The sequence below is a fragment of the Paenibacillus qinlingensis genome (genome assembly GCF_013204845.1).
GTDB classification, from domain to species: domain Bacteria; phylum Bacillota; class Bacilli; order Paenibacillales; family NBRC-103111; genus Paenibacillus_E; species Paenibacillus_E qinlingensis.
Genome location: NZ_JABMKY010000004.1, coordinates 333,046 through 356,787, shown reverse-complemented (window position 1 = coordinate 356,787; position 23,742 = coordinate 333,046). Strand labels below are relative to the sequence as shown.

The following is a 23,742-nucleotide window of genomic DNA, read 5'->3' as shown; positions in this document are numbered from 1 at the left end:
TAAATCGGTGTATCATTCTTCCCAAGCAACTACATAACAACTAATCCTATTTAACCTTACTTTTGTATTCCTTCAATGTAATATCAAACTTACTACCAATATCCCTCTAACCCACATTACTAAAACTCGGCACCAAATGCTTCAAAGCCTCATAGACGGTTCCATGTTTATCAGCAATTACTTTTTCTAATCTTAAAATCTTCAACGCTAGTTCACTTTGACTAATCTTCAAAGGACTTCCGACAAAGATACGATCATGCGTAGTGTTACCAAGCCCTTCTTCACTTAGAAGCAACTCTTCATATAACTTCTCCCCAGGACGGATACCAGAGAATTGAATCTCCATGTCGACTCCAGGTTCGAAGCCAGATAGACGAATAAGGTCGATGGCTAGATCAACGATCTTGACCGGTTCGCCCATATCTAGGACGAAGATCTCTCCACCTTTTGCAAATGCACCTGCTTGGATAACCAGTTGAACTGCTTCTGGAATGGTCATGAAATAGCGCACCATCTCTGGATGCGTGACGGTCACAGGTCCGCCCAAGGCGATCTGTTCTTTGAAATGCGGGATCACACTACCACGACTACCGAGTACATTACCGAAGCGCACGGCTACGAATTTGGTTTGACTTACAAGGTCCATGCTTTGAATGATTTGTTCGGCAATCCGCTTGGTAGCTCCCATAATACTTGTGGGATTAACGGCTTTATCCGTTGAAATGAGAACAAATCTCTCCGCGTTAAATTGATGGGCACATTCTGCAACATTTCGGGTTCCAAAAACGTTATTCTTAATAGCTTCTGCTGGATTGCGTTCCATGAGGGGAACGTGTTTATGGGCAGCTGCGTGGAAAATAACTTTTGGCTGAAAAGTTTGGAAGACTTCCTTCATTCGTTCTAAATCCTGAACGTCTGCAATGACTGGCTCTATGTGTAATGTTGGAAAAAGTCTATGTATTTCTTTCTCGATGAGATAAATACTGTTCTCTCCATGGCCCAACAGAATTAACTTTTTTGGATGAAAAGGTGCAATTTGTCGGCATAATTCAGATCCAATAGAACCCCCTGCTCCTGTGACTAGAACGACTTTACCTTGTACATAATTGGCAATACCCTCTAGATCAACGTTAATAGGGTCACGGCCAAGTAGGTCTTCTACTTGTACATCACGAATTGCATTAATCGTGACTTTGCCTTCGATCAAGTCATTAATCCTAGGAATGATTTTCATTTTGGCTTTCGTATGTTTGCAGATCGCAATGATCTCAGAAACTTCTAGTTTGGAAACAGATGGCATTGCAATAATAATTTCGTCAATTTCACTGGATTCCACGATTTGGATGATCGCATTACGGTCACCAATAACGGGGACACCCATGATCAAATGCTTGAACTTGGCAGGATCATCATCAACGAAGGCAACAGGATAAACGGGGGAATTCGCATTATATTTCAATTCTTTGGCTATTAAGATTCCGCAGGCACCTGCCCCAATAATTAACGCTTTCCGTTGGTTAGATTTCTTCTTGTAGTATTTATCTCTAACCACTCTCCAGACAAAACGACTTGCTCCAATGATAAGAATCATATTCTCCATTACCCTGACGTATACGGCGAATGGGACTCTTGGCTCATGTAACAAAATCATAATGAAATAAGACAGCGTACAGGTAGCTACGACTGCTTTGACAATTGAAATGACTTCGCCTATGCTTGCATATTCCCATACACGTCTATACATCTTGAAGTAGATTAAACAAGCGGATCCCACAACCATAGATATCACAGAATATTCCATCCACTGTCTCATATAGGACGCAGGAATATGTAATTCGAACCTTAGTAAATAGGCAATCAATATGCTTAGCCAAATTAGACACATATCGAGAGTAACAAGTATTGTCTGTTTGTTGCCTAACTTCACGGGAATCCCTCACTCGTAGGTGATCTTATTGACTTTCACCATAATAATAGTAATAGTAAGCATCTTTATTTTTCCGATCCACATTATTCAGCACGACGCCAAGTAATCTTGCTCGCACATTATCAAGGTTTTGCTTCGCTTTGAGTACAGCTTCTCTCTTCGTTCGATCCGAATTTACGACCAAGATAACTCCATCTGTACGCGAAGCAATGATCTGTGAATCGGTTACAGCGATCGCAGGAGGAGCATCAATCAAAATGACATCGAACTGGAGCTTAAGATCCTCAAGGACACTTAACATTTTTTTGGAAGCCAATATTTCCGATGGGTTAGGAGGGATAGGTCCCGAAGTAATAATCTGCAAGTTAGGTATAAATGTGTCTTGAAGTACTTCCCGAATGGTTAGTTGATTCGTCAACAGGTTCGTAAGTCCCCAACGATTGGATACACGCAGTGTGTGGTGCATCGTTGGTTTCCTGAGATCCCCATCGATAACTAATACTTTCTTATCTGTTTGTGCATAGGCTACAGCTAAATTAATCAGTGTGGTTGATTTCCCTTCACCAGGTCCAGCAGAAGTTACCATGATAACCCTTAACTCCTCATCGATTGATGAGAATTGGATATTGGTACGAAGAGCTCTATACGCTTCCGAAATGGGAGATTTAGGATTCTGATGTGTGATAATCGGTCTTTTATTGGTTGAGTTTGACATCTGAACGTCCTCCCACTCTTTGTTCATTCGTTTGTTTGCTATGATTGTTCTGTAAATCTTCTGGTCTCATCTTGGTAATCATCGCTAAGGTTGGCAAACCTAAATATTGTTCAACTTCTTCTTCAGTCGTTAGTTGATCATTCAAGTATTCCAATAGGAAGGCAACTCCTAGCGCAATCATTAATGACACTACGAAAGCGATAGCTACATTTAACTTCTTATTTGGCTTCACTGGCACCGGATTCTCAATATCTTTGGCCTCATTCAGCAAGGAAATATTATCGACTTTCATAATTTTAGGGATTTCATCTTGGAATACGATTGACACGGCATTGGCAATACTCGCTGCTCGAGCGTACGAAGGATCTTGTACAATGAGAGTCATAACTTGTGTATTGTTAACTGAGCTCACTTTGACCGTATTCACGAGCTGCTCAGCAGTCATTTTCAAATGTGGGTATTCGGCAACGACCTTATCCATAATTCTTGGGGTACGAATAATTTCTTTGTACGTGTCAATGAGTCTGATATTTAAATTAACTGTATTGATATCAACTTGTGATAGGCCTACTTGATCATTTGATTTATTTACAATTAACTTGGTTGAAGCCTGATAGATCGGTTGCATAAAGAAATAGCTGATAATCCCCGTTGCTACTGTAGCCAGCACAACAATTGAAAGTATCATCCACACCCTTTTCTTGATAATCTTCAAGTAATCTTTTAAATCCAGTTCCATGCCATTCCCTCCGTCTACATGATGTCATGTCTCGCCTTGGTCGTTGGTCTCATCATATTTTTATTAGAAAAGATAAGGAATCCCCCCTCTATCTGGTAGAGATGAGGATTCCTCCTGAAATATACGGTTTCTATTTATTCAACAATCGGTAGATAACAACTGCAGCTTGAGCACGAGTAGAGTTAGCATTTGGATTAAATACATTGCCTTCCTCACCAATAACAATGCCTTCGCTTGCTGCAAGCGCAACGCCAGCTTTCAAAGATGAGTTAATCGCATTCACATCGGTGAATCCTTGGAGTGCTTCGTCTACTTTAGCCGGGCTCAAGGAAATCCCTTTTAGTGCGAGCGCTCTGGATGACATCACAGCCATTTCTGCACGTGTAATATTACCATTTGGATCAAACTTGCTTGCTTCTTTCCCGTTTACGATGCCATTCTTAACTGCCGAAGCCACGTATACTTTGAACCAGTCAGAATCATTCACATCTGTAAAGTTCTCAGTTGCTGTTACATTTTCAAGAGAGAAGGTTTTTACGATCATTTTCGCGAATTCTGCACGTGTGACTAGACCGTTAGGTACGAAAAATTGATCAGCGCGACCTTCTAAGATTCCTTTTGCAGCAGCAACTTGAATCTGTCTGCCAGCCCAAGCTTTAACAGAAGTCGTGTCACCAAATTCAACTTTATTCTCAACTACTGTATACGTAGAGAATCCTGTACGCTGTGCATTCAGCACACCATTCTCATAGCTACCACCGTAGAATTCTAATTTGCCATCTACGATTTTGGCTAGGGATAATAACTCTGTATCGAATTTGCTGCCGTTCGGAACTGGAATCGTCACTTCAACTGGCGTATTGAAGTTACTGATATTCGCTCCACCTGATGTAAACTCAAATTCATATACCCCAGCTGCTACAGGCAGTTGTGTTGCACTTGTTGCTACTTTGGTATCTTGACTAGTCACTTTAAGCGTTGCATCTGCACCGAACTCGGTTGGACTCACGCCTAATGTAAGGCCATTCATGGAAATGGCAACAGTTTCAACACCATTTGCAATTGCTGCATCCAGCAATGCTTTACCTAACGGAATTTCTGTTGTTTTAGCTGAAATTGAACCGAAATCAAGTTTAAGTTGGATCTTCTCTACGGCTGCATTCGGATTCAATTGTTTCAATTGATAGTTAAGATCTTTCGCTTGCGCAGCAATTTCTTTCATCTTGCTCGCTAGCTCAGTTACGTTAAGAGTCGGTTTCGCAGTGTCGCTTTCAACTTTAATGAGTGATTGAAGATCAAGTGTAGCTAGTTCACGAATGGCATCTGCGACTATTTCTTGTGCTTTTCGGAAAATTTCTTGTTTCTTTTCTTCTGATGCATTTGCAAGTTGATCTTTAAGTGCATTTAGTTTTTTCGTTGTTTCATCGTTTGTAGTAACTGGAGAACCACCGCCACCTGTGGTATTACTATCGTCTGTTTTCGTCAATGTCAGCGTAGGTGAGATGTAGAGCAGTAGTTTGAATTTGGAATCGCGTGCTTGAATTACACCGCTACCGGAGTTTGCACCATCAAGTAGGAGTTTACCACTTTCAAATTTCACGCCACTCCCGCTTACCAATTCCCAATTTAAATACGGATTGAGGGGATATCCAAAAATTGTAAGTTTCGGCTCTACAGAACTCGAAGTTACAACTGGTGCATAGGTAAATTCATCCTTAAGTAGGTATCTAATGCCGGCAGATTCGATTGCAGTTCTAGCTAATTTGGCATCTTCTCCAATAAAGTTCGCAATGTTGTTTTGAACCTGATTAAGATCACTAAGCGTGATTCCATACTTGTTCAAGAATTTGCTAATAATCAAATTTTGTTGATTCAATACATTATTCGAGACGATCTCATTTAGCTCATCCTTAATAGCTTGAGAACTACCACCAGTTTCAAATGCATCTTTAATAATTAGTAACAATTTCATCTTGTTATCTTTTAATGCAGTGAGTGCTGTTTCTTGAAAATCAATCACGCTTTGCTTGCTCAAACCACCAGATTCATCAATACCAGGGAGTCTTTCATAACCATCTGCTTCATAAGTAAATAACAAATCAATAGCATCGCGAATTGCAGGCTCACTAAGTAATTGTTCAATAGCATTACTTGACTCATCGTAGAACAGATCCAATGAATTAAATAGTTCGAAAACTGGAGTAACGTCAACTCCTGCTGGAGACAAATTAGTCCAAATAGGTCCAAGTAGGGTTTCCATCTCTACATCTGAAAACTCATGAAGTTCAACAAAATCCCTAGTCGCTCTTGCGGCTTCTAGTCCTTGCGTATCTCTTGCCAGCTCATCACGCAATCCATTCAGTTTATCCTGAATTGAAGGAGTTGCAGCAGAAGCCACCCCTACCGTAATCCCTAGTTTATTAGCTAGACCTTGCTCACTTAGTGGAAGTCCAGCAATGGATGCAAACATAATGCTTGCTGCCAAAGTTGTAACAGTTAATTTTTTTTTCATCGTCATGCTAAAATTCACCTCTTTAAATTAGTTGTCTTGCTTTTATTTGAATTTCCAAAACTGAAACCATTTCGGTCTCGACCAAACAGGGGATTGTGTTTCAATTGCAAGGTTATGTATGATCCTGTTGGCATTGTTTTGAAAAGAACTCACAATGGCTTGCCCTAGCTCCAAACGCAAAGCTTCATATCCTTCTGCAAGTACGAACCTACGATTAGTCGTGTTGTGCGCGTCTGAAGAAATGAAATGAGCTAAGTGATTCCTGCATAAATCAAGTGACAGTGATTCAATGGACTTACCGAAGTGACCCAGCAGGGAATGAGCCGTCACTTGACTCAAGGCACCTAGCTGCACTAATTGGAGCAACTTCATAGGATCCTGGGCAATCTCACGATTACGCTCCGGATGTGCGATAATTGGCACAATATCTAGTAGCAGCAGCTCGTGCATGACTTCATTTATTCCCGAAGGTATTCGATCCGATGGGAATTCCATTAGCAAGTAGCGTGAGCCATCTAACGTGGCAGTGCGCCCAGCTTCAAGATCGTCAATTAATCCCCGATAGACGCGAATTTCTTGACCTGTATGGATATGAAGAGGGATATTCCTGTTATTGAGCTCCTCTTGAAACAATTTCACTTTCTCTACAACTAAAGTTGCATCGTTCGTGAATCTACCATTTTCATGATGGGGGGTAGCAATTACTGTATGTATCCCTTGTTCCACGGCTGCCCTTGCCATGTGAACGGCTTGCTCCAGATCTGATGCCCCGTCATCTAAATGTGGCAATATATGGCTATGTATATCAATCATTGGAGACCCCAATCACGTAAACATATGATATAATTTCGACAAAAAATCAGGATTTCAACCATTTTTCTCCTAAATCTCTTATTGAAAGTGTAACATATATACGATGTGTTGCCTACCTTGTGGACTAGGTAACAAGTACCAAATCCGCGAATTTCATGGAATATTAATCAAATTTTCACCTTTGTAATAGTTCCGAATTTTATGTGCAAATTATGCGGATTCTCTTACGAACTGCTAGAAAAGACTATAATATCCTATTTTCCCATTTTATTCGACAAAGTTCTACAAACTACCTTTATTATTCGACATTATTCTCCGCATTTCAAAATGCTGAATTTTCTGTAAACTACAGTTTCCCCCCCAAAAAAAAGGCAATTCTATTAAAAAATAAGCCTCTTCATTTTTTTAAAAAGAGGCATTTAACAGGACTTCATCCCGTTTATTTCTTTAATTTCATCAAATCGCACAGCCCAACGAAGAAGACAACGATGGTTGTGAGTACGATTAGTCTAAAATCCCAAGCATTCGGAAACTCATTCATTTTGGTATCAGTCGCACGTAGAATAAGAACGAAAAACAATAAAACCAAATCGAAAAACATGCAATAAGCCATTCTTGCTGAGAGTTTATGAAGGGGGAGTTTGTCCATCATTTTGCCGAATCCAAATAAATCACTCCACTTCCCGGATTCAGACTTCGACTTCTGGGGGGTGTTGTCTTTATCCTCTAGTTTATCAGCGATTGACTTTGGCACGGTTGATATTTTCCGTGCTAACTCCTTGCAATGACTCGACTGCATCCTGCCACATAAGAACAGCCCCTATGAAGCTTACACCTGCAATGAAAATCCCCCCCAATGGTGACAATAGCTTCGACTCACATGTCAAAATGATAGCTAGAAAGCTTAGTACGATTAAAATATAAGCACCTGTAATTTTCATTGAGTTCCCTGCCATGATCTTCTACACCTCCCCTATTTTGAAACTAAAGTAGTATATGAGAGATTAATAGATTTCGTGTTAGGCAACAATCGTCATCCCTATGACAGTAACAAATCCTTGTAATCTAGTTGCAGTTGTTGGTGAATATGTTCAATATCGTCTAGTTGAACTGCTTGGTACCTAGTTTCAGTCATGATTTAAAATCCTGGTCTATTATACAAAATTTAAAAACAACCATTTGCGTTTTAACTTCTCATATAGAGCTAGCCAGCCGCCAAAAGAACCATTATCAATCTTGGATGAGAAACTGCTACTATGTATGCGATAATAATAGAGAGGCACCTGAAGTGAAATAATTGTTCCTACTAGGGCTATCCGCACCGAAAAGTCACGGTCTTCAATACCAAAGAGCGAAGTGTCAAAGTTCCCAGTTCTCTGCAAAGTGGATGCTCTCCATACAAGAGATGGCCCTCCATTTTGCATTCCATTAAGCTTATAAGTAGGCATTCGAATGGTTTCATTGACCAAGCCATTCTTATCTATATGATAGTAATCCGAATAAACAGCAGCAGCATTGGGATGTGCTGATAGTTTCAAAGCCATTCGCTCCAACCAACTTGGATGAGCTTTATTATCAGATGAGATCCAGGTCATCATTTCGCCCTTAGCCTTTGACAAACCATAGTTTAGTGCGTACGGGAAGCCACCATTGCTTTCAATCCTATAGTAGCTAAGACGACTATCATGATTAAACTGATTCGCGATTGAATAGATATCTTCTTCAGAGCCATCATCGACAATAATTAATTCAAGCTTTAAATAAGTTTGTGAAAGAATGCTATGAATGCTTTCGAATAAAAACTCTGTATCATTACGAACGGGTAAGATAACACTAACCATCGGACAATCATCATCTAGGAATGTACCTTTATTGATTTCATCTGAATTACGTTGGAAAAACAGCGCCGACTCAGGTATATTCAAATAATGGAAAAGAGGGGGTAGGTATGATCTTGCTGTCGGGGAATCTCGGTTATAGATCTCAAAGAGCATACGAGCTACCTTGTCGGAACCCTCCAATTGATAATGTTCATAGATGGCTTCCGCTAAACGATAAGCACATCCTTCATTTTGGTAAGATGAACTTTCAAGACTATGGCGCCATGATCGGATAGCCTCCTGTTGTTTCCCCAGCTGCCACTGAAGCTCCGCTATTAAAGCTAGCCAATCAGTCTCGGTTGTAAGCACATGCTTCGTTTCGATCATTGGATGTAATTGCAATGATTCCTCCATCAGATCAATAGCTTCCGATTTCATATCATTTATTTGCACATTCTGAGATAGTTTCCCGAATAAATAGATAAATTCTAATCGATCCTGAGCGTCTAAGTCAGCGAGCAAAGCATAGTAAATGTACTCTGATGCCTGTTCGATTTGACCAAGATTAATACAAGCAAGTATCCGATAAAATCGGAAGGTTACCCATTCTCCCGCTCCTTCATCCGGTTCTTCCATCTGCAGAACTTCCTCATATCGTTGACAACCAAAGGCAGTAAGTACTTGGTTACGAGATGTTTCTTTCCGAGCAGCTTCCATGTACAGAGCTTGTTTATCTAGAGCGATAATAAATGGTCTTTGAACAACGAGTGGCGATGGAACCGAGAAAGGATTACCGTTCGCTATCATTCTCGAGTTATTTGACTGGGCACCTGCCATTATATGTATGTCTTCAGTCATTAATTTGCCCACATGAAGTCGATTCTCCAATGAGCGACTTCCAATACGATCCGAATAAGAGCGTACAGAGATACAGCCGTTATTAGATAAAACGCTATATATAACATCCTCGTTCACTTCTGAAACAAGTCTCTCATTTGCCATCCATATCCAAGTCACATCCGATTCACAGGCTGTAGATAGCTTCTCCGCTGCTTCCATAGAATTACTAGCTTCAACAAGATGAAATTGACAATTTCCAATATGCAATTGGCTGTTTTTTAAATCGTGCGAATTTGACCAATATCCGATATCAAAGGGTATGCTACTAAATTTTTCTTCAAAATGCTTGACTAGTTCCTCTAAATCCATTTCGAGATGTGGATGGACAACTAACAGTGCCAATTTCATAATTGGGGCCTCATTTCTATTTGATTGACGTACTAACTTTTGAATGGCAATCCAATTATGCATGCGTAATGTCTTCATTAGAGTAATACAGTTATTTGGAAGCAGTATTTGCTGCTCCAAGCGAATTTCCCATTCCTTATAGCTTCTGACCGCCTCAGACCACTGCTTAAAAGCAAAGTGTAACTCCCCTGCTATTGCATACAAATCGATATAATCTGGAATCTCTTCGATAGATGATCTAACAGCCTTCTCAGCTTCACCGATTCGATTTAATTGTAGAAGTGCCATAATTTTATAGTAATGTACTTGAGCACGGCTGTAGGTTTCCTCAACAGCAAGTAGATCGAATGCTTTATTGACATAATGGAGACATTGCGTGTACTGTTCAGTATTAAAAGCTTCGTTTGCTAAGTAGCGATAATTTAATCCATCCTTAGGATCTAACTGAATTGCCTTTTGTAGCAGTCTAACATTTCTAATATGTTTATCCTTATGTTCCGATTCATCATAACCATAATGATGAAAAGTACCACTAGGACAGATCTCTATTATTTTGTTATTGGCTCTATTTGAAACTAATGTTTCATGTATTGATCTTTGATAGTGATAATAACCTCTTGCAAATAATCGCTCTACATGTGTTATGGAGAGTAATTGTTTATCCGACACTTTGAAATGATTGCATGTGAAAGTGAAGACAGTTTCTGGATTTTTTCCTACCAGCCATTCCTTCAAACTTATCGATTTGTCCCATGAAAACACTTCATCAGAATCAATAATCAAAATCCAACTGCCATGTTTAGCATGTAGCAAGGAAACATTTCTTGCTTTAGAAAAATCATCAAGCCATGAGTAGTGAAAGACAATTGCTTCAAATTCTTGAGCAATCCTTACCGTTTCATCTGTAGATCCTGTATCAAGCACGATGACTTCATTTACATGTGCTTTCACACTTTCAATTGCATTAGCTATTGTAGCTTCACTATTGCGGCTAATAATACAACATGTAAGGAAAATCTCCATAATATACCTCTATCCATATAGTAAAGCCGTCATCGCGGTAACAATGTGTGCGATGACGGTATCTACAAAAAGTTGCTACTATTAAAATGTTGAGTCACTATTAGAGACCTTTTTACCTGTTTCTAATAAAATACCAATGGATTCTTTATACTGTTCAAATCGTTCACTATGAACAAAGTTATTGGTTAACAAGGCAATCTCTTGGCGTGTAACCTGTGCTTTAGGAGAAAACTGTCCGTCATTCACTTGCATGAACATAAGCTTTGACCCAATTACTAACCTAGTTCCCACCGCTAATGAGAAGATTGCTCCCTTCACTTGCTATTTTTTTTGTGATTTTGGATGAAACCAATGTTGTATTCAATATATCTATGTAGATTTGTTTCACATCATAGAAGCGCATCTTTCAATATATTATATTTATATGATAATCAACATTTTCAAATTGAGTCTATGGACTATGAGTATCATCTAGATAATTTTATCGTTTACTGTAGAAACGTGACACTAACACTCTAGTTTCTATCAATGACATAAAAGATACTTAGACAGATTCGAAAGGGGCTAGCCTCAAACTTATACTTTCTTATATGTAAAAAAAGACCTAAGGGGTCGTCACCCACTCAGGTCTTTGGCTTCAGCACATATGCCTATCTATTCAATAAGCTTCCTACATACCGCAGTAATTCATTGGCACAAACCGGGCAATACCCATGCTCGTCGATGAGCTGCTTCGTCACATCATTAATTTTCTTCAGCTGCTTCTCGTCTGGTGTTTTCGTGGAGGTCGTAATCTTCACGATGTCCTTCAGATCAGCGAATAGTTTCTTCTCAATTGCCTCACGCAGCCGCTCGTGACTGCTATAGTCGAACCTTCTGCCCTTGCGTGAGTATGAGGAGATACGGATTAAAATTTCTTCGCGGAATGCTTTTTTCGCATTTTCCGAAATACCAATCTGCTCTTCAATGGAACGCATGAGGCGCTCATCTGGATCCATCTCCTCTCCCGTCAACGGATCCTTAATTTTACCCCAATTGCAATAAGCCTCAATATTATCCAAGTAGTTGTCGAAAATAGTTCTAGCCGACTCCTCGAAGGAGTAGACGAACGCTTTCTGAACTTCTTTCTTAGCAATATCATCGTATTCCTTACGGGCAACCGAGATGAAGTTCAAGAAGCGCTCCCGCTCATCCTTGGTAATCGACGGATGCTGATCCAGACCGTCTTTCAGAGCTCGCAGCACGTCTAAAGCGTTAATGCATTGAAGATCCTGGCGGATCAAGGCACTTGAGATACGGTTAATAACATAACGCGGATCAATTCCGCTCATGCCTTCTTCTTGATATTCATTTTGCATTTCCTTCAGATCTGCCTCTTTGTAACCCTCGACAACTTCACCGTCGTACATACGCATTTTCTTGATCAAATCCATACCTTGCTTCTTCGTTTCCTTCAAACGCGTGAGAATCGAGAAGATCGCGGCCACACGAAGCGCGTGCGGTGCAATATGGATGTGTGACATATCGCTCTGTCCGATAAGCTTGTAGTAAATTTTCTCTTCATCTGATACACGCAAATTATAAGGGATCGGCATTACAATCATACGAGACTGTAGGGCCTCATTTTTCTTATTCGCGATAAAAGACTTATACTCCGTTTCATTGGTATGCGCAATGATCAACTCATCTGCACTGATCAGGGCGAAACGACCTGCTTTGAAATTCCCCTCTTGCGTCAGTGAGAGTAGATTCCAGAGGAATTTCTCATCACATTTCAGCATTTCCTGGAACTCCATGATACCCCTGTTCGCCTTGTTCAACTCACCATCGAAGCGATATGCCCGAGGGTCCGACTCTGAACCAAACTCCGTAATCGTTGAAAAGTCAATGCTTCCCGTTAAGTCTGCGATATCCTGCGATTTGGGGTCTGAAGGACTGAATGTACCAATCCCTACCCGACCTTCTTCAGAGACAAAAACACGCTCCACATGCACATCTTCAATGCAACCGTTGTACTCCGTTTTCAAACGCATTTGGCACGATGGGCATAAGCTGCCTTCGATTTTCACATTCAACTCGCGCTCAATCTCTGGTCGCAACTCCATTGGAATCAAATGAAGCGGCTCTTCGTGCATCGGACACCCTTTGATCGCATAGACTGCCCCTAAATCCGTTTTGGCAAACTGCTCTAATCCGCGTTTCAGCATGGTCACAATTGTGGATTTCCCACCGCTTACAGGACCCATTAGCAACAAAATACGTTTACGAACATCCAATCGACGGGCTGCGGAATGGAAATATTCTTCCACTAGCTTCTCAACGGCACGATCCAGGCCAAAGATCTCTTGGTTGAAAAATTTGTAAGATTTGTGGCCAACTTGATCGTTGATCCCTTGCGAAGCAATCATGTCGTAGACCCTTGAATGCGCAGTTCTCGCGAGTCCAGGATTACTGCGAAGCAATTCTATGTACTCCGCGAACGTACCGGTCCAGCTCAATGAATCCTTCTCCGTACGATGCTCTGAAATTCTTTTGAATATGTCCATGGGTACCTCCTTTCACTGCTGCCTTCTACTAGCAATAGGTCAGCTCGTGATGGTGAATTGTGTACTACAATCCTATGCACCCATGAAGGATAACTTGCCCGAAATTTTAAATTGTCACGGATTTCTCTCTAACGTTTTATGAAAATGGAAATGACTAGGAATCCGAGTCAGGGTTCCCTATTTTCTGAAAATCTCATACTTGCAGCCCTCTTCAACTCTAAATTCGGTAACCTCACACGCGCTGTCCACCAGGATGTCTTCTCCTCCACAGCGCACCAGAATGGCTTCGCGTGTACGGACTCGGCATTGGCCTGAGACCCCAGCATGGATAACCGCATTCGATAATTTGCCATCGGACCATGTGAGATCAATCACATATCCATTGCGCCCTCTCAAGCCGCTCACAGCCCCCTGTTGCCACGCAGATGGTAGAGCCGGCAGCAAAGATAACTCACCCGCATGTGACTGCAGGAGCATCTCAACGATACCAGCAGCAGCCCCAAAATTGCCGTCAATCTGGAAAGGAGGATGCGCATCGAACAGGTTGGGATACGTTGATTTCCGCAGCATGTGACTCAAATGCGCATACGACTGTTCGCCGTCCTCTAGCCTCGCGTACATATTGACGATCCACGCACTGCTCCAGCCCGTATGCCCGCCTCCGTTTGCTAATCTGCGCTGAAGGGTCGCAGCAGCGGCAGCAGCCAATTCCGGCGTGCGGTGCGGGCTTATTTGCGTTCCAGGATGCAGGGCAAACAACTGAGAAATATGACGATGGCCTGGATCCTCCTCCTCATAGTCCTCCAACCATTCCATGATCTGACCATGCCTGCCGATCTGAGGCTTAGGCAGCCGCTCCAGCAGCGCTGCGAGCTGTCCCCGTAGCTCAGCATCCACGTGCAGCAGATCACTGCTCTGGATACATGCCGTGAACAACGCGTAGATGATCTGAGAATCCATAGCCGGTCCCATGGTCAATGCCCCTCTAGTTCCATCCGCCAATAAGTAGACGTTTTCGGGTGAGACAGATGGGCCTGTTACAAGCTGCCCATTCGGTGCTTCCACCAAATAATCCACGAAAAAAGCCGCGGCTTCCTTCAAGATCGGATAGGCTCTCCCCCGTAAGAAGTCCTGATCTGCCGTAAACAGAAATTGCTCCCACAGATGCAAGCTCAACCATGCTGCTCCCATTGGCCAAATGACACAAGTCGGAAACAAGCCCTCTGGTCGTGTTTCTCCCCATATATTCGTGTTGTGATGAGCGACAAAACCGGAGCATCCATACAGCTCCCTTGCGGTTTGTCGACCGCTCACTTGCATGCGTTCAATATGATCAAACAAAGGTTCATGACACTCGGACAATCCGCATACCTCAGCTGGCCAATAGTTCATTTGCGTATTGATATTTATTGTGTATTTCGACTCCCAAGGTGGCGTAAAGCTGTCATTCCATATGCCCTGCAGATTTGCCGGCAAACATCCAGGGCGGGAGCTGGCGATGAGCAAATACCGACCGTAGTGAAAGTAAAGCTCCATCAAACCAACGTCCACATTCGAATGTGATTCTTGCAGCAGCTTTAATCGCTCATGGGTTGCCAAGTTATCTAACGGATCAAGCTCCGTCAGTTGCAGACTCACCCGATTGTACAAGGCTTGATAATCGTGGATATGCCGGCTCTCTAAGACATCCGTTTGAAACTGGTCTGCGGCCGTAATATGCTGTTGGCATGCAGCTAGTGGATCCGACTCGCGAAATGTGCTTGCTGCGGCAAGCAGAAGCGTCACAGAACTTGCCCCTTCCACAGACAGGAAATCGCCAATAACGGACACAGAACCATCCTCGGTTCTCGCATTCAACACACAGGCATATTCGACACCGTGCTTCCCGCATTCGCCGCTCATCCAGATGCTGTCAGCCGATAACCTACCCGTTTCCCCCTCGTAGGGGCGGCGGTTGAGATTCGCTGAGAAATTCAGCTGTCCAGGCTGATCACATGTCAATCGCATGACGATGACTTGATCGGGATAGCTGGCATACATCGTTCGATGGTAGGTAACTCCGCCCACCTTATAGCTAGTACGAGCAACGGCATTTTTGATATCCAATTCTCGGCGATACCCTTCAACTTCACCCTTTTGACCATGAAAATAAAGCCTCAGATCGCCCAAAGGCTGATACGGATTATAGTATTTAGGCGTGGAAAAAAGGGCCATGCGCGTTAATCGCGTGGCCTCCTCTATCTTCCCGCCAAACAACATTCCCCTAATTTGTTCCAAATACTGCGCTCCATCAGGGTTCAGTCCATCCTTAGGACCTCCGTACCAGATGGAATCTTCATTAAGCTGAATTCGCTCCTCCTGTACGTGACCGAAGATCATCCCACCTAACCGACCGTTCCCGATCGGAAGCGCCTCCACCCACAACTTAGCAGGTTCCAGGTACCACAGTTTTTCACGATTGTACAAGAATACGCCCCCTATCCAACATTTGGCTTATCACGCCGTGTAGGCGATGCTGGCATCACCATAATCATTTTCGTCCCCTGCTCAGCTACACTTTCAATCCTCAGGCCATAGCTCTCCCCATAGACCATTTGAATACGGCGATGAACGTTCAGCACGCCAATGCCGCCTTTTTTACCCGCTTCATCCGTTTCCGTATCTGCCAATCGGTTGGCGCTCAATTTCTCTTGGAGCTGCGTTAACTTCGCCTCCGTCATGCCTGAGCCATTATCCTCAACGCTGATCCAGAAAATCCCGTCAACAACACCTCCGTCAATGCGAACGAAGTGATAATCTTCCAAGCCGTCAGGAAAGGCATGCTGAAACACATTTTCGACTAAAGGCTGGAGGGTCAAACGAACCATAACATGAAGCAAATACTCCGGCTTAATCGCCACATCAATCTCGAATTCGCGGCCAATTCTGTGCTTCAGAACAACAATATAATACAAAACATGCTTCAATTCGTTAGCCACGGTAATTTCCTCAAGATTGGTTTGAACGGAGTAGCGCAGCATATAGGCCAACGCCTTTACAATCTCCGATATCTCTTCTGATTCTTGAATCGTGGCATAGCAAACAATAGTCTCGAGTGTGTTATACATAAAATGAGGATTGATCTGCAGCTGCAGGGATTGGAACTCCGCTCGCTGACGCTCCATGCGAATCTCAGAGTTGCTGATTTCAACCTGTACTACACGGTCAACGGCTTCGGATAGCCGCTTAACCATCAAATTGTAGCGCACCATCAGTTCAACAATCTCATCCTTATGAGGAGGTAACGGAATCGTCGCCCAGTTCCCTTTCTCCGTTTCTCTCATCCCACTTTTCAACACTTGAATCGGCTTCGTAATTGACCTGCCGAATCTGTAAGCAAGTCCAATCGCCAACACCAATGTAAATAAACCGACAATCAAGGTTGTCGAACGAATGTTAGTCAATGGTTTACGCAGTTCACGCAGCGGCATGGATACGACAAGCTGCCAATCCGAATAATCGGACCTCCGACTCACATACATGCGTTCATCTCCCTCACTGCTGTCAATGAAGGAAGCAGTACCTGCCTTTTCCATCTTTTCTACAAATGCATTTGGGACATCGGTTCCGACTTTATCCCCATCTGGATGATAGATATAACGGCCTTTATTATCAATGATGAATAGGTACCCGTATTTTCCCAAATCAATCCCTTTCCATAGGGCAGACAGATCAGCCGATCGCATCTCAATGGCGAGTATGCCACTCAATTCAGGCGAGGTGAACCCTCGAAAACGGCGAACAAGCGTAAGCATTTGATTCTCTTGACCTTCAATGATCGTATGGTTCAAAATACTTAATTTACCGTCAGCCGCTGTATTGGCGAGAAAATATTCGCGCTGCTTCCGCTTATCCTCAGCGTTGAAGGATTGCTCACCTACACCATTATAGTAATAGATGGCATTCAGTTTATCGCTAAGCACATACACGGATGACAACTTTGGATTACGGATGAATAACGGATCGACACTCAGTTCGCGAATCGTTTTCCGAGCAATATAATAGTCATATTCCTCCCGGTCTGCCTTCAAATCTACAAACTCCATAACCTGTCTGTTTGTCAAAAGGGAGACAATCGACCGCTCATAATCCTTCAAATACAAATCCGTGTGATGAACCGCATTTCCGACGATTTGGTTCATTTGGTTCTCCACCATTTCCGCTAACTCACCGGAAGAAGTCATGTAGGAGAAGAAGCCTACACTGCTCAGAGAGAGAATGATAACGATCAAAAAATAAACGAATATCTTCTTCGTTAGTCCTCTAATTTTCATTTGATACCAAGCCCTGCACGATATTCAGAAGGAGATACGCCGACAATTTTTTTGAAGGTTTTGGTGAAATGAGGGTAATCGTCGTACCCAACATCTGCAGCGACATCCACGATTCGGACGTAAGGAACGGCCAACATTTCCTTCGCCTTCATCATTCTTTTGTTAATGCGGTACTGAACAAAGGTCTCTTGGGTAACTTTTTTAAAAAGTGAGCTGAAATATGTCGGTGTTAATCCGACCATGGCCGCAACTTGATCCAACGTGATATCCTCTGATAATCTGCTGTCAATATAGCTTTTGGCCTCTTCCATCGGATCTTTAAAACTTCCACTTCGAACAGCTTGCAGCCCCTTCGCCATTTGAATCAAACCTTTACTAAATATATCTAAAACTTCCTTCATACTCTCTGCCTGCATGTGCGATTGCATCAGTGAGGGAGAGTAGTTACGAGCTTGGAAGCGTTTAATTAGCAGTACATTACAATCCTCCAGCAGTTCCTTCATTCCAGCCAACGAAAGATTCACCGACATACAATATTCACGCCAACGGATGATTAGACTGTCCAGTTCCTCCATTTGCAAAGCCCATATATGTTCCTCCATCTGGTCGATCCACGCAATATAACGAGAAGGCGGCATATAGCCGCGCGAAGGCTCTTTAATTAACTGATTCAACATATCGTGCACATCCGCTGTGGTGACTGGTTTCAACAGATAATGACGAACACCATAGTTCATACTTTTTTGTGCATATTCAAAGTCACTGTAACCGGATATCACAACCGTCTTGATCTGAGGGAACTCCTCATGAATGATTCGGCAGAGTTCCAATCCATCCATTTTCGGCATACGAACATCCATCAACACAAGATCAGGCTCACAAGCACGAATGCGTTCCAACGCATCCACGCCATTCTCGGCTGTCTGAATTCTCGAGAAAGCGGGTTGGTACATTTCCGCCATCTTTACAATTCCTCTGCGAATGACCGGCTCATCGTCAACAATCAATACATGCATGTCCAGACCTCCTTCTTATGTCTCAGATTCAATATCCTGTTATGATAACTCACTGGTACAGCTTCTTCAACGGAGGGTATTACAAACGAATTTGTGCGAAGCGCCACGTGACAGCACTATAGGCTTGCGGCTTCTCAGTAGACCCTAAAAGTTGCCCTTTGTAGGTGCCATCTGCATCACGAGTAACTTTTGCCGTCCACAAGCCGCATACACCCGCTTCATAGTCGAACGTTTCCCCGTCATCGTCATAGAGATTCCCTTCACCTGGCACATCACCGAAATGAACAATCTCAAGAGGGACTTGTGTCCCAATGGGTGGAACATGCGACAGCGCAGGCATCATTGGAATGACAGCACCATTTCGAACAAATACAGGTATGCGTTCTAGGCCGCATTGAATACGAATAATACTTCCACCTTCATAACGCTCGCCAGTCTCTAAACCGTACCAGATTCCCTCAGGGAGCAGGACTTCTCGCTCAGATTCTCCTTCGACAAGCGGGGCAACTAACAGGGCATCGCCGACCATGTACTGGTCATCCCATTCTCTCACTTTCTTCTTGCCATAAGCGCCATCTGTCGTGTTCAAGGTTTGCTCGGCAGCTTGTGCTTCAAGGGCTTCGGCTGTAGCAATTTCCGCTGGTGACATCACGAATGGCATAGCACGAAAGGGAGGAATCCCCTTCTCTCGATATGCTGCGAAAGCCGTATACAAGTAAGGCAGCAGTCTCATCCGCAGCTTGATATAGTGGCGAACTGTTTCCTCAACCTCTGGGAAGGACCACGGTTTCGTGCCATCTCCCCAAGCATTGAGCATCGCGAGTGGCGAGAAGATGACTGTTTGCATCCGTCTGACCCAGTCTTCGGCATTCCTAGCTCTTCGTACTTCCGGCGTCCACAGCAACCCGCTGAAAGAGGCATTACATACGCCGCGAATGAATTGCTTGTGATCATAAAGATCCGAATACAAAACATACGGCATGGAAGAAGCCGCGGTATTCGAGGCTCTAACAAGTCCGTACGTTCGCCGATTTTGGCTGCGGTATATCTCCGTTGTCATCTTTTGGAACATTAACCCATACATTTGTCTCATCTGCTCACCATCTAGACCGGATGGGAACTGAGCATGTGCTGGAAACATCCAAGAATTGTTGGTCAAATCACTGCCATCACATTCATCCAGTTTGTAACCGGATACCCCGATATTAACATGCTGCTCTTCATGCTGTTTCTTATATAGTGTCACAGCTTCAGGCAAGGAGTAATCAGGAGCAAGGCCTCCCCATACGGAATGGCTTCCCGATAGCAACTTCAATTCCTCATACAACTCACTCTTTGGAGATACAAAAGGATGCTCCCACAGGTTCACGCGTAAGCCCTTAAGGTTGAGCGCCTTCACGAATTGTTCCGGTTCCGGGAACCGGCTCTTTTCCCATTCATAACTGACAGGATAGCTATGGCTGTGCCAACCCGGTTCGAGTCCGATCACATCACAAGGCATATCGTGCTGACGGAACTGCTCTGCTTCTTCTAGCACCTGCTCATCCGTATACAGCGTCGGAACACGATGCCAGAAGCCAAGTCCCCACTTCGGAGGCAATGTACCTCCACCGCAAAACAAATTATATCTAGCCACTACATCTGCAAGCGTCGGTCCACCAAACAGATAAACATCGGCACCTTCTCTAGGTAGTTTGATCTCCACTCGTGATGCCGCTAGTGTTGCTTTCCACCCCTTATCCGTGTTGCGGTCACGAATATCCTCGCTTAACGTTTCCCCTTGTCTCATGGTTGAGCCACAGTACATGGTCACGATTCGTGAAGTATCCACTAATACCCCATACCCGAGATCGCTAATGTAGAAAGGCACAGGCGCATGGGTCTCCCCTGTATCTTGCTTGGGATCGCTATTTACCCGCAAATAACGATTTCTTCCGCGTTGATTCATCCGTAATAATTGCAGGCCTGTCCCATAAAGCTTTTCTGTACGATTAAGGGGTATAGATAGAATATGATAGTCACCTAAATCCTCGATTTCGATACTTTCCCTTGAAAAGGGAGGATTCACCTGCGGCAGCTGCTCTAGTGCCTCTGATTTCGGTAAAACACCCATTAAGGAGAGTGGTGTCATGCCCTGCGGATCGCCTATCGTAACGCGCCATACGCCTGGTGCTGATTGTTGCCAATTCGTTGTCTGCATGCTAATTTCCCCATTCCTCTATAGAGTTGGAACCTCAATGGACATTGTTCTGCCGGACGCATTAGCCAGCTTCGTATAATGAACAAGTGCTTGGGTTTTCAAATAATCCCTGCCGCTTGTTTCCGCTTCGCGTCCTTCAATAAGTGATGCCAGAAATTCAGCCAGTGTATCGGTTTCGTCGACACCACTTATGTCATCAACAACTTCAACTTTGCCGTCCCGAATGAGCCGAATTTGTTTATCGACGATTTCGATAGCGCCTTCCGTTCCTTCGATTCGCCAGTTGCCGCTCCAAGGCGTCTCCGTTCCCCTAGCTGAGATGGATGCGTTGTAAACCGCTGTGATGCCACCTTCCATTTCAATGAAAGCATACGCATTGATAAGCGCGCCTTCTTCTTGCCAAGCGCCAATTGGATTGTACAGCTTCGATTGAACCGACTTTCCTTCTCTGCCAGTGAAATAGCGGATCATATCTAAGTGATGCACCCCTATGTCATCTAGAATACTCACGGTATATCTCCGCTCCACATGGTGGTATCTGTAGAACTGTATTTCTATAGACGAAATACGGCCAATGACACCTTCGTCCAAAAGCTGTTTCGTTTTACGAATACAAGGCATCCTGCGGTAATTCTCGGCAATCATAAATGGGAGCTTTTCCTCCGTAGCTCGTGTTACGATCTCGATGGATTCCTCATAGTCAAAGGAAATCGGTTTCTCGCACAAGACCGCCAACTTACGGTCAAATGCCGCATGGTTCACTACTGTGTGCCTCATAGGTGACGTTACATTGACCAGAAAATCAGCCTGTTCATTCTGCAAAGCTTCTTCTAATGAGGTGTAGAAGGGGAACGGATCGTCCCCCATCTTCTCTTTCATCGTGATATCAACCTCAACAACGGCAGCTAATAATCCTTGATCTCTTAACCGTTTATACCAACTGAACCCGGCTGAACCCAAACCAACCAATATCGCTTTCATCTATTCAATTACCCCCTTAAGATTACATGGAATTTTAGTTGCCTTCATTATAGGAGATTATCCACTGGAGAAAAACGTACAAACTTACGACCACATGTGTTTTTTTACGATTTCATGACAGAAAAGACATCCCTCCACCAATTACGCTGCGGGAGGGATGCCTTTTGAGAAGCTTCTTTATTTCATGTCAATCATAATCGCGCCTTGCTTCTTGTTCCAACGATCTGTTGCTTCTTTAATGATTTCAGTTCCGCCTTTGGCTTTATACTCTTCGATGACCTTCGGCCAGTCGGAGATGGGCTCTTTGCCATAAATCATTTTGATCATATGATCGACGATGATTTTCGGACCTACGTCAGGTTGCGGAGCTGCAAGATCCGGGAATTTTGCAAAGCTGCTCAAATCTGGATAGAATCCGATCCCAGGTAAACCTTCCTTCGAAAGAACTTCGTCAAAAGCTTTCAAAGTCGTTTTACCATCATCATTTAACTGCATTCTTGGTTTATTGTAGGTAGAGTCATGTACCGCCCAAAGCGTTCCACTGCGGAACCCTTCTTCATCAATATCTTCCTTGGTTACAGGGAATTTATAGTTAATCGCTCCACTGCTGTCTTTCGTATAGGTATCGCCTTCAATCCCGAAGGTAAAGAATGTTTCAGCATCTTTGGAAGTCATCATCCAATCAAACATTTTGATGATGCCGGCAGCTGTGTCTTGCTTCACATTTTTATTGATATAGAACGTTCTTACGACAGGTGAGTAAAGGAAATAACCGCCTTTGCCCTCTTGCCCCTTCGGAGAAGGAATGATATCCGCTTTGAAGTCCGGGTTGAGTGCTCTTAGCTTGGTTTTGGAACCAGGTAAACCGGAAGCATTCTGCGACCAGATCCCAGCTTTACCCGAATCTAAGCTCTTATTGTAATCCGTAGCTGAAATGGTAGCGAATTCCTTCGGAATTAAGCCTTCATCATACATCGTTTTATAAGCAGTAAGGGCTCTCTGTACATTCTCTGAATCGAAGAACTTCGGAACAACTTGACCGTCCACGAGTTCAAACTGATCCTTATACGGCAATACATCGTAAGCTCCTAGAAGAACGTCAGCATACTTGAAGTTTTCCCTCATTTGATAAGGACTCTCGACGCCCAGCTTCTTGAACGCCCGTAGAACATTCAGAAACTCCTCTACTGTTTTCGGAGCCTGAAGCCCTGTTTTAGCTAACAAATCTGTCCGAATGTACGTGGCACGGCGAGAAGGATTGCTCAAATATTCGGGAATGCCATAAATCTTGCCATTGTACGAAACACTCTCCCACGCTGCTTTGGGTACATTTTTCATTAAATTAGGTCCATACTGCTTCAACAGATCATCCAGCGGCATGAACACTCCGTTCTCAACCGAACCAGACATCGACTTACTGCCCGGACCACCGATACTGCCGACAACATCGGGAATATCGTTACTTGCGAACATAACTCCGAATTTGGCATCCTCTACAACTCGAACATCCAGATCCGTATTCGTTAATTCCTCCAGCTTCAAGACCCACTTGTCCTTGTTTAAATCAGGAATTCGGGTGTGATAGCCCGTGCTGACCGTCGTCGGAAAAAGCAATGAGAATTTGACCGGCGCTGCCTTTACGTTACCGGATGGCTGTGGTGAAGCCGTACCCGCAACTTTTCCGTCTGAAGAACACGCGGTTAATGCGGCAGCTGCCATCATGACGGCTAAACTTAGGCTGATTGTTTTTTTCATTGAAAACCCCTTCTTTCTTCATTTACTGTAAGCGATTCCATCGATCTGTGATTATCATAACGATTACAATGCGATTTCTGAATGTATAAATTTAAGACGCTATGTGATTTTATACGATTGAAGAAAGACCTGAA

General features: G+C 43.5%; 16 protein-coding genes. All 16 read right to left on the bottom strand.

Going from position 1 to position 23,742, the window contains the following annotated elements:
• Window positions 1-106: 106 nt before the first annotated feature.
• The 16 genes from HQN88_RS11155 to HQN88_RS11080 all read right to left on the bottom strand — a co-directional run bounded on the left by HQN88_RS11155 (window position 107) and on the right by HQN88_RS11080 (window position 23,608).
• Complete coding sequence (locus tag HQN88_RS11155) at window positions 107-1,801, bottom strand: polysaccharide biosynthesis protein (RefSeq protein ID WP_420794133.1); 1,695 nt, start codon at window positions 1,799-1,801, stop codon at window positions 107-109.
• 151 nt (window positions 1,802-1,952) lie between these two features.
• A complete protein-coding gene (locus HQN88_RS11150; RefSeq protein WP_173111047.1) occupies window positions 1,953-2,642 on the bottom strand; it encodes a CpsD/CapB family tyrosine-protein kinase in 690 nt (229 codons plus the stop codon).
• Window positions 2,623-3,381, bottom strand: a complete 759-nt coding sequence (locus HQN88_RS11145) for a YveK family protein (RefSeq protein ID WP_173111044.1) — start codon at window positions 3,379-3,381, stop codon at window positions 2,623-2,625. Before HQN88_RS11145 ends, HQN88_RS11150 begins: the two co-directional genes overlap by 20 nt.
• Before the next feature lie 130 nt (window positions 3,382-3,511).
• Window positions 3,512-5,899 carry an S-layer homology domain-containing protein gene (locus HQN88_RS11140; protein WP_173111041.1) on the bottom strand — a complete coding sequence of 796 codons (2,388 nt, stop codon included), beginning with the start codon at window positions 5,897-5,899 and terminating at the stop codon, window positions 3,512-3,514.
• A 36-nt stretch (window positions 5,900-5,935) separates the two neighbouring features.
• Window positions 5,936-6,706: a tyrosine-protein phosphatase gene (locus HQN88_RS11135; RefSeq protein ID WP_173111039.1), complete on the bottom strand. Its 771-nt coding sequence runs from the start codon at window positions 6,704-6,706 to the stop codon at window positions 5,936-5,938.
• A gap of 439 nt (window positions 6,707-7,145) precedes the next feature.
• Entirely contained in the window at window positions 7,146-7,460 is a 315-nt protein-coding gene (locus HQN88_RS11130) for a hypothetical protein (RefSeq protein WP_173111036.1), read from the bottom strand.
• Window positions 7,441-7,662: a hypothetical protein gene (locus HQN88_RS11125; protein WP_173111033.1), complete on the bottom strand. Its 222-nt coding sequence runs from the start codon at window positions 7,660-7,662 to the stop codon at window positions 7,441-7,443. Before HQN88_RS11125 ends, HQN88_RS11130 begins: the two co-directional genes overlap by 20 nt.
• 198 nt (window positions 7,663-7,860) lie before the next feature.
• Window positions 7,861-10,797 carry a glycosyltransferase gene (locus tag HQN88_RS11120; protein WP_173111030.1) on the bottom strand — a complete coding sequence of 979 codons (2,937 nt, stop codon included), beginning with the start codon at window positions 10,795-10,797 and terminating at the stop codon, window positions 7,861-7,863.
• Between the two features lie 81 nt (window positions 10,798-10,878).
• On the bottom strand, window positions 10,879-11,055 hold the full coding sequence (locus tag HQN88_RS11115) for a hypothetical protein (RefSeq protein WP_173111027.1): 177 nt from the start codon (window positions 11,053-11,055) through the stop codon (window positions 10,879-10,881).
• Window positions 11,056-11,447: 392 nt separating this feature from the next.
• On the bottom strand, window positions 11,448-13,343 hold the full coding sequence (locus HQN88_RS11110; RefSeq protein WP_056624593.1) for a PrkA family serine protein kinase: 1,896 nt from the start codon (window positions 13,341-13,343) through the stop codon (window positions 11,448-11,450).
• A gap of 177 nt (window positions 13,344-13,520) precedes the next feature.
• Window positions 13,521-15,809, bottom strand: coding sequence for a glycoside hydrolase family 95 protein (locus HQN88_RS11105; RefSeq protein WP_216855688.1), 2,289 nt, complete (start codon window positions 15,807-15,809; stop codon window positions 13,521-13,523).
• An 11-nt stretch (window positions 15,810-15,820) separates the two neighbouring features.
• A complete protein-coding gene (locus tag HQN88_RS11100; RefSeq protein ID WP_173111024.1) occupies window positions 15,821-17,656 on the bottom strand; it encodes a cache domain-containing sensor histidine kinase in 1,836 nt (611 codons plus the stop codon).
• Window positions 17,653-18,672 carry a response regulator transcription factor gene (locus HQN88_RS11095; protein WP_173111021.1) on the bottom strand — a complete coding sequence of 340 codons (1,020 nt, stop codon included), beginning with the start codon at window positions 18,670-18,672 and terminating at the stop codon, window positions 17,653-17,655. Before HQN88_RS11095 ends, HQN88_RS11100 begins: the two co-directional genes overlap by 4 nt.
• A gap of 79 nt (window positions 18,673-18,751) precedes the next feature.
• Window positions 18,752-20,872, bottom strand: a complete 2,121-nt coding sequence (locus HQN88_RS11090) for a glycoside hydrolase family 31 protein (protein ID WP_173111018.1) — start codon at window positions 20,870-20,872, stop codon at window positions 18,752-18,754.
• 18 nt (window positions 20,873-20,890) lie between these two features.
• Window positions 20,891-21,853: a Gfo/Idh/MocA family protein gene (locus HQN88_RS11085; RefSeq protein ID WP_173111015.1), complete on the bottom strand. Its 963-nt coding sequence runs from the start codon at window positions 21,851-21,853 to the stop codon at window positions 20,891-20,893.
• Window positions 21,854-22,030: 177 nt separating this feature from the next.
• On the bottom strand, window positions 22,031-23,608 hold the full coding sequence (locus tag HQN88_RS11080; protein ID WP_173111012.1) for an extracellular solute-binding protein: 1,578 nt from the start codon (window positions 23,606-23,608) through the stop codon (window positions 22,031-22,033).
• Window positions 23,609-23,742: the final 134 nt, after the last annotated feature.

Bases quoted from the DNA above. Each gene is read 5' to 3' on its own strand.
- HQN88_RS11155 (WP_420794133.1), bottom strand. From the start codon at position 1,801: ATGGAATATTCTGTGATATCTATGGTTGTGGGATCCGCTTGTTTAATC.
- HQN88_RS11150 (WP_173111047.1), bottom strand. From the start codon at position 2,642: ATGTCAAACTCAACCAATAAAAGACCGATTATCACACATCAGAATCCT.
- HQN88_RS11145 (WP_173111044.1), bottom strand. From the start codon at position 3,381: ATGGAACTGGATTTAAAAGATTACTTGAAGATTATCAAGAAAAGGGTG.
- HQN88_RS11140 (WP_173111041.1), bottom strand. From the start codon at position 5,899: ATGACGATGAAAAAAAAATTAACTGTTACAACTTTGGCAGCAAGCATT.
- HQN88_RS11135 (WP_173111039.1), bottom strand. From the start codon at position 6,706: ATGATTGATATACATAGCCATATATTGCCACATTTAGATGACGGGGCA.
- HQN88_RS11125 (WP_173111033.1), bottom strand. From the start codon at position 7,662: ATGGCAGGGAACTCAATGAAAATTACAGGTGCTTATATTTTAATCGTA.
- HQN88_RS11120 (WP_173111030.1), bottom strand. From the start codon at position 10,797: ATGGAGATTTTCCTTACATGTTGTATTATTAGCCGCAATAGTGAAGCT.
- HQN88_RS11115 (WP_173111027.1), bottom strand. From the start codon at position 11,055: ATGTTCATGCAAGTGAATGACGGACAGTTTTCTCCTAAAGCACAGGTT.
- HQN88_RS11110 (WP_056624593.1), bottom strand. From the start codon at position 13,343: ATGGACATATTCAAAAGAATTTCAGAGCATCGTACGGAGAAGGATTCA.
- HQN88_RS11100 (WP_173111024.1), bottom strand. From the start codon at position 17,656: ATGAAAATTAGAGGACTAACGAAGAAGATATTCGTTTATTTTTTGATC.
- HQN88_RS11095 (WP_173111021.1), bottom strand. From the start codon at position 18,672: ATGCATGTATTGATTGTTGACGATGAGCCGGTCATTCGCAGAGGAATT.
- HQN88_RS11090 (WP_173111018.1), bottom strand. From the start codon at position 20,872: ATGCAGACAACGAATTGGCAACAATCAGCACCAGGCGTATGGCGCGTT.
- HQN88_RS11085 (WP_173111015.1), bottom strand. From the start codon at position 21,853: ATGAAAGCGATATTGGTTGGTTTGGGTTCAGCCGGGTTCAGTTGGTAT.
- HQN88_RS11080 (WP_173111012.1), bottom strand. From the start codon at position 23,608: ATGAAAAAAACAATCAGCCTAAGTTTAGCCGTCATGATGGCAGCTGCC.